The organism is Ciceribacter sichuanensis, assembly GCF_024055605.1.
GTDB lineage: Bacteria > Pseudomonadota > Alphaproteobacteria > Rhizobiales > Rhizobiaceae > Allorhizobium > Allorhizobium sichuanense.
Genome location: NZ_JAMXLX010000004.1, coordinates 260,569 through 273,863, shown reverse-complemented (window position 1 = coordinate 273,863; position 13,295 = coordinate 260,569). Strand labels below are relative to the sequence as shown.

Genomic DNA, 13,295 nt, shown 5'->3' with positions numbered 1-13,295 from the left:
CAGGAATTGCTCTATCTTTTTGTTTTAACGCATTCTCCGAGCGCAAAAGCGACCTCGCTCTTGCTGGAAATGCTCTAGCGCTGCGCTTCCGTGGCCATCCGCAAGGCGAGCGCTGCAAGCACCGTGCCCATCAGCCAGCGTTGCACGACCATCCAGAAGGGACGGCCCGCAAGGAAGATGGCAATGGATCCCGCCATCAGCGCAATCATGGAATTGACCGTGACGCTGATGGCGATCTGCGTGCTCCCCAGCACCAGCGACTGCAGCAGAACGCTGCCCTTGGCGGGATCGACGAACTGCGGCAGCAGCGAAAGATAGAGAACGGCGGCCTTCGGATTGAGAAGGTTGGTCACAAGGCCCATGGCGAAGAGTTTGCGGGGGCTATCCTTCGGCAGGTCGCGCACCTGAAAGGGCGAACACCCGCCCGGCTTCAGCGCCTGCCATGCCATCCACAGCAGATAGGCGGCACCTGCGAATTTCAGAACATCATAGGCGAAAGGCACGGCCATGATGAGGACGGTGATGCCGAGCGCCGACATCAGCATGTAAAAGACGAAGCCGAGCGCCACGCCGCCGAGGGAAACGAGACCTGCGGCCGGTCCCTGGCAGATGGATCGCGACACCAGATAGATCATGTTCGGCCCCGGCGTCAGGACCATGCCGAGGCAGATCAGGGCAAAGGCGAGGATAGCAGGCAGGGAGGGCATCGGAAATCCATTTGGAGACGTCGGGCAAAGGTGGGCGCAGCGACCCTATGCAGGGCGCGATGTCAGCCGCAAGTGCAATCCTGTCACCATTGCAAGTTTGGGCGCATAGGGGTACGTCCTCAACAAAGGCCGGAGCGAATACCGGCAACCGAAGTCGCGGCCTCTTCCCAGGGGGGCCAATGAGTTCGGACGAGTTGAGGAGGAAACCATGACCCCTGCCACCCTGCTCGCCTATGGTGGCGCGCTCTTCATTGCCGCCGCCATTCCCGGCCCCGGCATGACGGCAATCGTTGCGCGCGCGCTCGGCTCCGGTTTCCGGCCGACATTCTTCATGGGGCTCGGTCTCATTCTCGGCGATCTCTGCTACCTGACCGCGGTCGTTCTCGGCCTCGCACTGGTGGCGCAGACCTTCACCACGCCGTTTCTCGTCATCAAATATCTGGGCGCGCTCTATCTCTGTTACATCGCATGGAAGCTCTGGACCGCCGGGCTCCTGCCGCAGAAGATCGAGGCGCAGCGCGCAACGCATGCCGGCATGTTGTTCCTCTCCGGTTTCCTGCTGACGCTCGGCAATCCGAAGACCATGCTGTTTTATGTCGCGCTGGTCCCCACACTCATTCCCCTCCAGCAGATCGGATGGCAGGATTACGCCGTTCTTGCCGGCACGACATTTGCGGTGCTGATGGCGGTACTGCTGCCATACATCCTGCTTGCCTCGCAGGCGCGGGCGCTGCTGAAGAAGCCTGCGGCCCTCAAGACCCTGAACCGGTCGGCGGCCAGCGTTCTGGCCGGCACCGCCGCCTATATCGCTGCCCGCGCATAGAGCATTTCAGGCGATGACGGAATCGCCTGAAGTGCTCTATCTTCATTGTTCTTGGCAATTCCGGGCGCAAAGCCGCACACCTTTGCTGGAATTGCTCCGACTGGAATGACCTTCGCCACCGGGACGCCAGGTCGCAGCGTTTTTTCCAGACTATCGCCCGCAAGCGGATGAAGGCTTCTGGTAGGGGGCACTATTTGACCCTATTGTGATTTCCAATCAGAGGCTTTTCCAAGGAGCAATATCATGTCGGAAGCCAAGAAGCCGGGCCGCGGCCGCGTCTACAAATCGATTACCGAGACCATCGGCGACACGCCGCTCGTGCGTCTGGACAAGCTCGCGAAGGAGAAGGGCGTAAAGGCCAATCTTCTTGCCAAGCTTGAATTCTTCAACCCGATCGCCTCGGTGAAGGACCGTATCGGCGTCGCGATGATCGAAAGCCTCGAGGCTCAGGGCAAGATCGCGCCCGGAAAGACCACCCTCATCGAGCCGACCTCCGGCAACACCGGTATCGCACTCGCCTTTGCCGCCGCGGCGAAGGGCTACAAGCTGATCCTGACCATGCCGGAAACCATGTCGATCGAGCGCCGCAAGATGCTGGCTCTACTCGGCGCCGAACTGGTCCTGACCGAGGGTCCGAAGGGCATGAAGGGCGCAATCGCCAAGGCTGAGGAACTGGCCGCGACGCTGCCGGATGCCATCATTCCCCAGCAGTTCGAAAATCCTGCCAATCCGGAAATCCATCGAAAGACGACCGCCGAGGAAATCTGGAACGACACCGATGGCCAGGTCGACATCTTCGTCGCCGGCATCGGCACAGGCGGCACGATCACTGGCGTCGGCCAGGTGCTGAAGGCGAAGAAGCCTTCGATCAAGGTCATCGCCGTCGAGCCCGCCGACAGCCCGGTCCTCTCCGGCGGCAATCCCGGCCCCCACAAGATCCAGGGCATCGGCGCGGGCTTTGCGCCTAAGATCCTCGACACCACGATCTATGACGAGATCGTGCCTTCCACCAATGACGAGGCTTTCGAAACGGCCCGCCTCGTGGCGCGCCTCGAAGGTGTGCCGGTCGGCATTTCTTCCGGTGCAGCACTTTCCGCCGCGATCAAGGTCGGCAGCCGCGAGGAAAACGCCGGAAAAACCATCGTCGTCATCATCCCCTCCTTTGCCGAACGCTACCTGTCGACGGCGCTCTTTGCCGGTCTCGGCGAATAACAGTTCGTCCAGCTTGAGCGGCATCAGGGGGCGCTTGACGGCGCCCCTTTCGCTTTCCGCTCGGCTCTCTTGCCGACCCGCTCACTCACGCAGCGGCAGACAGCCGCTCCGACGGGATACGGTAGGAAATCGCCTCGGCCAAGTGAATGCGCCCGAGCATCGCCGAGCCGTCGAGATCGGCAAGCGTCCGCGCCACCTTCAGCACCCGATGATAGGCCCGGGCGGAGAACCGGAACTTCTCCGCGGCATCCCTCAGGAGCTGCGTACCGCCAGCATCCAGTTCCGCGATTTTCTCGATCGTCGCCGTGGAGCAACGGGCATTGGTCGATATTCCCGGAGTACCCGCCGCCGCAAAACGCTCCCGCTGCCGTTCGCGGGCGGCGAAAACCCGGCGAGCAACATCCTCGCTGCGCTCTGCCGCCATCGGCTTGATGAGGTCGGTCGCCGAGACCGCCGGCACATCGATGCGGATATCGATGCGGTCCATCAGCGGCCCGGAAATCCTGCCCTGATAATCGGTGAGGCAACGCGGGCCGCGGGCGCAGGTATGCCCGGGTTCACCAGCCATGCCACAGCGGCAGGGGTTCATTGCCGCCACCAGCTGGAAATCGGCCGGATAGGCAACCCGGTGATTGGCCCGCGCGATGATGCATTCGCCGGTTTCCAAAGGCTGGCGCAGCGCATCCAGCACCTGCGGCGAAAATTCCGGGAACTCGTCGAGAAAAAGCACCCCGTGATGGGCAAGCGAGGCTTCGCCCGGCCGTGCGCGCAGGCCGCCACCGACAAGGGCTGCCATGGTGGCGGAATGGTGCGGTGTACGGAACGGCCGTCGGTCGGAAAGCTTGCCGCCCGAGAGCTGACCGGCAACGGAATGCACCATGGAAACATCCAGCAGCTCGGCCGCGGAAAGCGGCGGCAGGATGGACGGCAGGCGGGCCGCAAGCATCGACTTGCCGGAGCCGGGAGGCCCGACCATAAGCAGGTTATGGCCGCCGGCGGCGGCGACTTCCAGCGCCCGCTTGGCGCTCTCCTGTCCCTTGATGTCGGCGAGATCAGGCAGATTGGCAGCAGGAGCGCGGATCGCCGGCTCGGGCCTCGACAGGACCTGCGTGCCACGGAAATGATTGGCAAGCGCAATCAGGCTGCGGGGCGCAAGGATATCGATGTCCGAGCCAGCCCACGCCGCTTCCGCGCCGCTTTCGCCCGGGCAGATCAGGCCCTTGCCCATGGCATTCGCGCCGATTGCCGCCGGAAGAGCACCGGCGACGGCAGCGATCGTGCCGTCGAGATTGAGTTCACCAATCACCACGAAACCCGAAAGCGCTTCGGCGGGTATGGCGCCGAGTGCGGCCATCAGGCCAAGCGCGATCGGCAGGTCGAAATGCGAGCCTTCCTTGGGAAGATCAGCGGGGGCGAGATTGACCGTTACGCGCTTGGGTGGCAGTGCCAGTCCCGAGGCATGAAGCGCCGCCTGCACGCGTTCCCGGCTTTCGGCCACCGCTTTGTCGGGCAGGCCGACGATCTGCATGCCGATCTTGCCCGGCGCGACCATCACCTGAACATCAACCGGAACGCCCTCTATGCCCTGAAATGCAACCGTACTGACACGCGCCACCATTGCCCGTTCCCCTGCTCGCCCCGAAGCCTGCAATGCCCACGCAACTACATCTTGCGCGGGCTGCCGATTGCAATCTTGCACGATCGCAACGCAAAAACAAGAACATTAACGGAACAAACTCCCGTCAAAGTCGGAAACAGGTTGTTTCAGGTTGTAATTGGCGAACAAAACCGGATCGCAGGCAGCTGCGATCCGGAGGGCGGTCAGGCGCGCTTCTTTTCGATGGCGTCCCAGAGGAGTGCCGCAATGTCGGCGCCGCCGAATTTCTTCACTTCGCGAATACCGGTCGGAGAGGTGACGTTGATCTCGGTCATGTAATCACCGATGACGTCGATGCCGACCAGCAGGAAGCCGCGCTCCCTCAGCGCCGGACCGATGCGGGCGCAGATTTCCCTTTCGCGCGCAGTAAGTTCCGTTGCCTCGGCGCGACCGCCGACATGCATGTTCGAGCGGCTGTCATGCTCGGCCGGCACCCGGTTGATGGCGCCGACCGGTTCGCCGTCGATCAGGATGATGCGTTTGTCGCCCTTGCGCACCGCCGGCAGATAGGCCTGGGCGATGAAGGGTTCGCGGAACATCTGGTGGAACATCTCGATCAGCGACGAGAAGTTGCGGTCGTCGCGGGAGGAATGGAAGACGCCGGCGCCGCCATTGCCGTAAAGCGGCTTCAGGATGATATCGCCCATCTCCTCGCGGAAGCGGGCGATCTCGCCTGCATCGCGGGTAATCAGCGTCTTCGGCATCAGGTCGGCAAATTCGGTGACGAAGATCTTCTCCGGCGAATTGCGCACCCAGGCCGGATCGTTCACGACCAGCGTCTTCGGATGAATGCGCTCGAGCAGATGGGTCGAGGTGATGTAGGCCATGTCGAAGGGCGGGTCCTGACGGAGCAACACCACATCCATGGTCGAGAGATCGACCTGTTCGGCGTCCCCGAGGCTGAAATGATCGCCCTTCACATCGCGCAATTGCATGGGCTGAACGGTCGCAAGGATGCGACCGTCACGCATGCTGAGCTGGTTCGGCGTGTAATGAAACAGCCGGTAGCCGCGAGACTGCGCCTCCAGGCTCATCGCAAAGGTGGAATCGCCCGCGATATTGATGGTGGAGACGTGGTCCATCTGGACCGCGACATTGGTAATCTTCGCCATAACCCTGCCCCTGTTGAAAGCCCTGGAGATTTAGGCCTCCTCAGCGTCAAAGGCAACGTCCGGCCGGCTTCAATTTTGCTGATCGGCGGATCAGCCGAGCACGCTCTTGGCCGTCGGAGAACGCAAGGCGTTGCGGATGCGATAGAGTGTCGCGAGCGGTTCGGGAAAAGGCTTGCGCAGGAAGGCGATCTTGCGGACATAGTCATCGACGCGCCATGTCGCCCAGGTGCCGCCGCGAAAATAGGCGATATCGCCTGCCCGCAGGATGCGCTCCGTGCCGTCCTCAGCTGTCACATGCACTTCGCCTTCCTGGATCACCACGGTTTCGTCCCAGCCGAAATACCAGCGGAATTCGCCTGCGGTGCAATCCCATACGGCCGTGGAACTGGCTTCGTCCGTGCTCGATGAATGGTCGCCTACGCGAGCGACCGGCGTTCCGCGAATGATCCACTCCGGATTGATCGGTGCGGGCTTCAGCGCGAGATGGCCGCTATGCGCCGAAACCACCGGCGGCATTTCGCTGGCGCGTGGCTGCCGCGGCATGGTCATCAGCACGCCGGCCATGCCGGCAATCAGAAGCTTCAAAGGCATTTCCGTTCCCATGTGATTGTGCGATTGCGGGAACGCTACCCTAGAGCGGTTATATTACCGTTTGCGGGATCGCTAGAATTGTAACGATCCCGCAATGCGGCGCTGATTTGCAACGCCCCAAGCGACGCTGGCGATCAGGCAGGACGTTCAGGCGGGCGATACCTCGATCACCGGATTTACCTCACCGGCAAGCGGCAGCCCTGCCGTCGGCGTTGCGATCCGGCGGCCGTTTTCCCGGTCGAAGAAGTGCAATCGCTGCGGCGAGACCGTCAGGCGCATATCCGCCGGGATTTCCATGCCGAGAGCGATCACGGCAGTCACGATCTGGCCTCCAACGAGACCGTGGACGAGGCGATGAGCGCCGAGCTCCTCGACGTAATCGACCTTGAACGGCAGCGATGGTTCGGCTCCGGTTGCCGGCATCAGGTCTTCCGCCCGGACGCCCACGGTCACGCCGCCGCTGACGGGAAGGTCGTTCCCGAAATCGACCGTCGTTTCACCTATGGATAGCCTGCTGGCTTCCGCGGTCGCCTGAACGAGGTTCATCGCGGGAGAACCGATGAAGCTCGCGACGAAGGTGGAGGCGGGACGATGATAGACCTCGAGCGGCGTGCCGATCTGCTCGATGGCGCCGCCGTTCAACACCACCAGCCGGTCGGCAAGCGTCATGGCCTCGAGCTGGTCATGGGTCACGTAGATCGCGGTCGTGCCGAGGCGGCGCTGCAGCTTGCGGATCTCGCCGCGCATGGTGACACGCAGCTTGGCGTCGAGGTTGGAAAGCGGTTCGTCGAACAGGAAGACCGCGGGCTTTCGCACGATGGCGCGGCCCATGGCGACGCGCTGGCGCTGGCCACCGGAAAGTGCGCGCGGCTTGCGCTTCAGATAGGGCTCGATTTCCAGCATGCGGGCGGCTTCCGCCACGCGCGTCTCGATCTCCGCCTTCGGAGTCTTGCGGTTCTTCAGGCCGTAGGCGAGGTTGTCGTAGACCGTCATGTGCGGGTAGAGCGCATAGTTCTGGAACACCATGGCGATGTCGCGATCGGCGGGCTCGATCCGGTTGACGATTCGGTCGTCGATGCTGACGGTCCCCTCCGATATAGTCTCCAGCCCGGCGACCATGCGCAGCAGCGTGGACTTTCCGCAGCCCGAGGGACCGACGAGCACGATGAACTCACCGTCGGCGATATCGATGTCGATGCTTTTGACGGCCCTGACGCCGCCGTCGTAGATCTTCGAGACCTGGTCGATTTGAATGGAAGCCATGGGCTCAACCTTTCCTACTTGTCGGTTTCCGTCAGGCCCTTGATGAACCAGCTCTGGAAGATCACCACGACGATGACAGGCGGCAGCATGGCGAGTACGGCCATGGCGAAAGCCTCGTTGTAATCGGGAATCTGCGAGCCGACCCAGACCTGAAGGATCTGCTTGATGCCGCGCATCAGGGTGTAGAAGCTTTCGTCCGTCGTCATCAGCAGAGGCCAGAGATACTGGTTCCAGCCGTAGACGAACATGATGATGAAGACCGCCGCGATCATGGTGCGCGACAGCGGCACCAGCACGTCGAAGAAAAACTTGATCGGCCCGGCGCCGTCGATGCGCGCGGCCTCCAGCAGCTCGTCCGGCACCGACTTGAAGAACTGCCGGAAGAAGAAGGTGCCGGTCGCCGACGCCAGGAGCGGCAGGATCAGGCCGGTATGGGTGTTCAGAAGCCCGAGCTGGCTCATCACCTGATAGGACGGCATGATGCGCACTTCGAGCGGCAGCAGGAGCGTCGTGAAGATCAGCCAGAAGGCGAGCGTCGCGAACCGGAAGCGGAAATAGACGATGGCATAGGCCGCCATCATCGACAGCACGATCTTGCCGACGGCAAAGCCGACGCCGAGGACCAGCGAATTCCAGGCCATCGTCAGGCCAGTCACCTTACCGGTGAAGCCGCCGCCATGGAACAGCACCCTGCTATAGGTCTCGTCGAACTGGTCGCCGATCGACAGCATCAGGCCCTTGGAGTGAATTTCCGCGGCACTGTGGGTGGAGGTGGTGAAGGCGACCACCAGCGGCCCGAGCATCAGGACAACGCCGGCAATCAGGATCAGGTGGTCGAAGAACTTGGTTCTGTACATGCGCCTCTCCTCAACCGTAGTGAACGCGGCGTTCGATGAAGCGGAACTGGATCAGCGTCAGCACCAGAACCACGACCATAAGGATCACCGACTGGGCCGAGGACGCACCAAGGTCGTTGCCGCGGAAGCCGTCGAGATAGACCTTGTAGACGAGGGTGATCGGATTGTTGGCCGCCTTGTCCTTCACGATGACGTCGATGACGCCAAAAGTGTCGAACAGCGAATAGGTCATGTTGATGATCAGCAGGAAGAAGGCCGTCGGCGTCAGGAGCGGCAGGATCACCGTCCAGAAACGCCGGGTTCCCGATTTGCAGTCGATCGCCGCAGCCTCGCGAATGGAGGTCGGAATGCCCTGCAAGCCCGAGAGGAAAAAAATGAAATTATAGGGGATCTGGTTCCACACCGCGACGGCCACCATGGCGAAGGCGGTGTCGAAGTAGTTGATCCCGACCTTCATATGCCAGCCGAACAGCGAGACAAATTTCACGAAGGGGCCGATATGCTGGTCGAAGAACATCATGCCGATCAGGCCGGCCACCGGCGGGGCGATGGCGTAGACCACGATCAGAAGAGTGCGGTAGGCAGATTGGCCGCGGATGACGGCATCGGCCTTCAGCGCCAGGAGCATGCCGAGCGACAGCGTGAGGAAGGTCACGATCAGGCTGTAGGCGATCGTGAAACGGGCGACCTTCAGATATTCCGACGAGTTCAGCGCGTCGGTGTAATTGCTGAAACCGACGAAGCTTGCACCGAAGCCGAAGGGGTCCTCGATGAAGAACGAGGAATGGATTGCCTGCGCCGACGGCCAGTAGAAAAAGATCACAATGATCGCAAACTGCGGCAGCAGGAACAGATAGGGCAGAAATCGCGAGGAAAACTGGACGCGCTTCATCGGGTGCCTTTCAAAGCAAACCCCGGGGGCGAAGACCCCCGGGAGTTCATCACATCAGGTTCCGGAAATCAGCCGGCCGTCTTGGCGAAGCGGGCGAGCAGCTCGTCGGCTTCCTTCTTGATGGTTTCCATCGCGTCCTTCGGCGTGGTTTCGCCGGAGAAGATGCGGTTGTATTCGCGTTCCATCACCGAGCGGATCTGCGGGTAGAAACCCAAGCGGTAGCCCTTGTCCCACTCGGCGCCCGGCAGTGAAAGCTGCTGGATACCGACTTCGGCGGCCGGCTTCTCGTTGTAGTAGCCTTCCTTCTTGGCCAGCTCGTAAGCTGCCTTGGTGATGGCGACGTAGCCGGTCGACTGGTGGTAGAACTTCTGGATCTCGGCCGAGGTCAGGAAGTGGAAGAAGGAAGCAACGCACTTGTTTTCGGCTTCCGGCTTGCCGGCCATTGCAAACAGCGAAGCGCCGCCGATGAAGGTGTGCACGCCTTCCGGAATGATCGACTTCCAGTAGGGCAGGAAGGTTGCCGAGAAGGGCATGGTCGCGGTCTTCTGCAGGCCGCCGAACGAGCCCGAGGAGCCGATCCAGAGGGCAACCTTGCCTTCTTCGAAGGGCTTCTGGTTGTCGTTCCAGCCGGCGCCGTAGTAGCCGAACAGGCCCTGATCGTACCAGGCCTTCAGCTTTTCATACATCATGACGTGGTTCGGGTCGGTGACGTTGATCTTGGTGTCAACGACACTGTCGTAACCATTGTTGTTCGAAGCGAACTGCAGGTTATGGCGCGAGAAGAAGTTCTCTGTGAATTCCCAGGTGAGCTGGGTCTGGACCAGCGGGATGTAACCGGCTTCCTTGAGCTTCGGAGCGATGGCTTCGAACTCTTCCCAGGTCTTCGGCGCTTCGACACCGGCCTTCTTCAGGGCGTCGGTGTTCATGTACATGATCGGAGCCGAGGAGTTGAACGGCATGCCAACGAACTTGCCGGTGGAGTCGGCGTAGAAGTAGCGGACGCCTTCGATGAAGTCTTCGCGGCTGAAGTCGTAGCCGGCCTGCTTGATCAGGTCTTCAGCCGGAATGACGGCGCCCTTGGCGTTGATGATGGTGGCGGCGCCTGCGTCGAAGACCTGCAGGATGTTCGGCTGTTCGCCGGAACGGAAGGCCGCGATGCCGGCCGACAGGGCTTCTTCATAGGAGCCCTTGGAAACCGGCGTCAGCGCGCATTCGCTCTGGGCTTCGTTGAACTTCTGGGCAACTTCGTTGATGACTTCGCCGTTACGGCCGCCCATGCCATGCCACCAGGTGATGTTGGTCGCAGCAAGCGAGGTGCTTGCGGTCATGGACAGGGCCAGAGCTGCCAGTGAAAGCTTCTTGAACATGGATAAATCCTCTCCGCCAGTGTTGGGGTGAGGACTGCATTATTCGGCTTCTGTGACGCGCCCTTGAAAGTTACATGACAGAGAAATGACAATCCCCATTCCCATGTCGCGGATAGGTCAGGTGGTCAGAAAGCGTCCATGAAATGCTTCGGCCAGCGACCGGGAACGATGGCGACGATGTCGCATCGCACCGAAAGGGCAGCCGCATCCCGCTGGCGTGATAGCCAGTGATCGCCCGCGGACCGGATGCGCTGCTGCGAGGAAAAGCCGACCGCATCGACTGACTGGGCGGCGGACCGCCGGGCCTTCACTTCCACCAGGGCAATCAGCCCTCCCCTGCGCGCGATGATATCGACCTCTCCGCCCCGGCTGCGGTAACGCATGGCGACGATGCGGTATCCCTTCAGCAGGAGATAGAGGGCCGCGACATATTCGGATAACCGGCCGCGCCGTTCGGCCTTCACCCGTCCACGATCCGGACCGGGGCGTATGTTGCGCCGCTTCCCCGATCGTATCTCGCTCATGCCGCGCCCTTGAGATCGAGCAGGCGCTGATAGAGTTCCTTGCGGGGAAGGCCGGTGATCTTCGATGCTTCCGTCGCAGCCCTGGCGGTCGGAAGACTGCTCGCGAGTTCGAGAAGGAGGCCGTCCACCTCGCTCGCATCGGGTGCGGCCTTCTCCAGCGGCGGGCCAATGACCAGAACCACCTCACCCTTTACCGTCTGGTCGGCATAGGAGGCGGCGAGATCGCCGAGTGTCCCGCGCCGGAATTCCTCGAAGGTCTTGGTCAGCTCCCGGCAGACGGAGGCCGGGCGCTCCGAACCGAACACGTCGGACGCGGCGACAAGCGTATCGCCGATGCGATGGGGGCTTTCGAAGAAGATCAGCGTCGCCGGCACATCGGCCAACTCCGCCAGACGGTCGCGCCGCGCCTTGTCCTTGGTCGGCAGGAAACCCGCGAACAGGAAGGCGTCGTTCGGCAGACCGGAACCGACCAGCGCCGCGAGCGGGGCGGAAGCGCCGGGGATCGGCACCACGCGGTGGCCGGCCTCGATCGCCAGTTGCCCAAGGCGGTAACCAGGATCGGAGACAAGCGGCGTGCCCGCATCCGAAACCAGCGCGACAGACTTACCCGCCTCGAGCGCCGCAATCAGCCGAGGTCCGGCCTCTGTGGCATTGTGTTCGTGATAGGCGAATGGACGGTTCTGGATGCCATAGCGGTCGAGAAGCACGCGGGTGACGCGGGTATCCTCGCAGGCGAGAACGTCGGCACCGGCCAGTGTTTCCAGCGCCCTCAGCGTGATATCGCCGAGATTGCCGATCGGGGTCGCGACCAGATAAAGCGCCGGCTGAAGTGGCCGGGCCGCGACACGCGTATCGTTAACCCGATAGGTCCGTTCGCTGCCGTTTTCGTCGTTCCTGTCGCCCGTCACTTTGCTTTCCATTCACGCCTTCATATCGATCACCCTTTATCGCTCTGCCTCTGCCAGGGGGCAAGGCAATCCTTTGCTCTGTGGATTAACGTTGATCGTATCGAATCGACGCAAGGTGGACACCGTCCCTCTTGCAATCCATGCGCAATTGCTGCCATTTTGCCCGTCCACATCATCCGGCCGCAACCTGCTGCCGGGAAGAGCATTGCGGTCCGCCCAAGGCCGCGACAGGTCGAAAGCGGTAGCGTCATGCGTATTACTCTTGAACGGTCCAACCTTCTCAAATCGCTGAACCATGTTCATCGCGTGGTCGAACGTCGCAACACGATCCCGATCCTGTCGAACGTGCTGCTGCGGGCCGAAGGCGCAAGCCTTGCCATGAAGGCGACCGACCTCGATCTGGAAATCACCGAAGCCACTCCGGCCATGGTCGAGCAAGCCGGCGCGACCACGGTTCCGGCGCATCTGCTCTATGAAATCGTCCGCAAGCTGCCGGATGGCGCAGAAGTTCTGCTCGCCACCAATCCTGACGGCTCGTCCATGACGGTTGCTTCCGGTCGTTCCAAGTTCTCGCTCCAGTGCCTTTCGGAAGCCGACTTCCCCGACCTGACAGCAGGCAACTTCACCCATGCCTTCAAGCTCAAGGCTACCGACCTGAAGATGCTGATCGACCGGACACAGTTCGCCATCTCTACGGAAGAGACGCGCTACTATCTGAACGGCATCTTCCTGCACACCATCGAGGCCGGCGGCGCGCTGAAGCTGCGCGCCGTCGCAACCGACGGCCACCGGCTGGCCCGCGCCGACGTCGAGGCTCCCTCGGGCTCCGAAGGCATGCCGGGCATCATCATTCCGCGCAAGACCGTCGGCGAGCTGCAGAAGCTGGTCGACAACCCGGAAATGATCGTCACGCTCGAAGTGTCCGACGCCAAGATCCGCCTGACGATCGGCTCGATCGTCATGACCTCGAAGCTGATCGACGGCACCTTCCCGGACTATCAGCGCGTCATCCCGACGGCGAACGACAAGGAAATGCGCGTCGATTGCCAGACCTTCGCGCAGGCCGTCGACCGCGTCTCGACGATTTCCTCGGAGCGCGGCCGCGCCGTGAAGCTCGCCCTTTCCGATGGCCAGTTGCTGTTGACGGTCAACAACCCCGATTCCGGCAGCGCAACCGAAGAGGTGGCCGTCGGATACGAGAGCGACGGAATGGAAATCGGCTTCAACGCCAAGTATCTGCTCGACATTACCGCCCAACTTTCCGGCGACGATGCGATCTTCCTGCTCGCCGATGCCGGCTCGCCCACGCTCATTCGCGACACCGCAGGTGATGATGCGCTCTACGTGCTGATGCCTATGCGTGTATGACGGTAACTATTCCT

At 61.9% G+C, this 13,295-nt stretch carries 13 protein-coding genes; 3 read left to right on the top strand and 10 right to left on the bottom strand.

Annotated features, from left to right (window positions below):
- Nucleotides 1–74: 74 nt before the first annotated feature.
- Nucleotides 75–707: a LysE family translocator gene (locus NBH21_RS14475; protein ID WP_250914003.1), complete on the bottom strand. Its 633-nt coding sequence runs from the start codon at nt 705–707 to the stop codon at nt 75–77.
- A 208-nt stretch (nt 708–915) separates the two neighbouring features.
- On the opposite strand from NBH21_RS14475, the gene NBH21_RS14470 reads away from it, so the two are divergent.
- Together NBH21_RS14470 and cysK are read left to right on the top strand one after the other, a co-directional pair.
- Nucleotides 916–1,530, top strand: a complete 615-nt coding sequence (locus tag NBH21_RS14470) for a LysE family translocator (RefSeq protein ID WP_250914004.1) — start codon at nt 916–918, stop codon at nt 1,528–1,530.
- A gap of 243 nt (nt 1,531–1,773) precedes the next feature.
- A complete protein-coding gene (gene cysK, locus NBH21_RS14465) occupies nt 1,774–2,742 on the top strand; it encodes a cysteine synthase A (protein WP_250914005.1) in 969 nt (322 codons plus the stop codon).
- A gap of 85 nt (nt 2,743–2,827) precedes the next feature.
- On the opposite strand, the gene NBH21_RS14460 is transcribed toward cysK, so the two are convergent.
- From NBH21_RS14460 to rsmI, 9 genes are all read right to left on the bottom strand, one after another.
- Entirely contained in the window at nt 2,828–4,360 is a 1,533-nt protein-coding gene (locus NBH21_RS14460; protein ID WP_250914006.1) for a YifB family Mg chelatase-like AAA ATPase, read from the bottom strand.
- A 203-nt stretch (nt 4,361–4,563) separates the two neighbouring features.
- Nucleotides 4,564–5,511 (bottom strand): glutathione synthase, encoded by a 948-nt coding sequence (gene gshB, locus NBH21_RS14455; protein WP_250914007.1) that lies wholly within the window; start codon nt 5,509–5,511, stop codon nt 4,564–4,566.
- 90 nt (nt 5,512–5,601) lie between these two features.
- On the bottom strand, nt 5,602–6,102 hold the full coding sequence (locus NBH21_RS14450; protein ID WP_425340422.1) for a cupin domain-containing protein: 501 nt from the start codon (nt 6,100–6,102) through the stop codon (nt 5,602–5,604).
- Nucleotides 6,103–6,249: 147 nt separating this feature from the next.
- Complete coding sequence (locus tag NBH21_RS14445) at nt 6,250–7,365, bottom strand: sn-glycerol-3-phosphate import ATP-binding protein UgpC (protein ID WP_250914008.1); 1,116 nt, start codon at nt 7,363–7,365, stop codon at nt 6,250–6,252.
- A gap of 14 nt (nt 7,366–7,379) precedes the next feature.
- Entirely contained in the window at nt 7,380–8,222 is an 843-nt protein-coding gene (ugpE, locus tag NBH21_RS14440) for a sn-glycerol-3-phosphate ABC transporter permease UgpE (protein ID WP_250914009.1), read from the bottom strand.
- 10 nt (nt 8,223–8,232) lie between these two features.
- Complete coding sequence (locus NBH21_RS14435; protein WP_250914010.1) at nt 8,233–9,114, bottom strand: ABC transporter permease subunit; 882 nt, start codon at nt 9,112–9,114, stop codon at nt 8,233–8,235.
- A gap of 68 nt (nt 9,115–9,182) precedes the next feature.
- On the bottom strand, nt 9,183–10,481 hold the full coding sequence (locus NBH21_RS14430) for an extracellular solute-binding protein (RefSeq protein ID WP_250914011.1): 1,299 nt from the start codon (nt 10,479–10,481) through the stop codon (nt 9,183–9,185).
- A gap of 125 nt (nt 10,482–10,606) precedes the next feature.
- Nucleotides 10,607–11,005, bottom strand: a complete 399-nt coding sequence (locus tag NBH21_RS14425) for a YraN family protein (protein ID WP_250914012.1) — start codon at nt 11,003–11,005, stop codon at nt 10,607–10,609.
- Nucleotides 11,002–11,925, bottom strand: coding sequence for a 16S rRNA (cytidine(1402)-2'-O)-methyltransferase (gene rsmI, locus NBH21_RS14420; protein ID WP_250914013.1), 924 nt, complete (start codon nt 11,923–11,925; stop codon nt 11,002–11,004). The genes NBH21_RS14425 and rsmI overlap by 4 nt, the downstream gene beginning before the upstream one ends.
- Before the next feature lie 237 nt (nt 11,926–12,162).
- Between rsmI and dnaN the strand changes: the two genes are divergently transcribed.
- Nucleotides 12,163–13,281: a DNA polymerase III subunit beta gene (dnaN, locus tag NBH21_RS14415; protein WP_250914014.1), complete on the top strand. Its 1,119-nt coding sequence runs from the start codon at nt 12,163–12,165 to the stop codon at nt 13,279–13,281.
- Nucleotides 13,282–13,295: the final 14 nt, after the last annotated feature.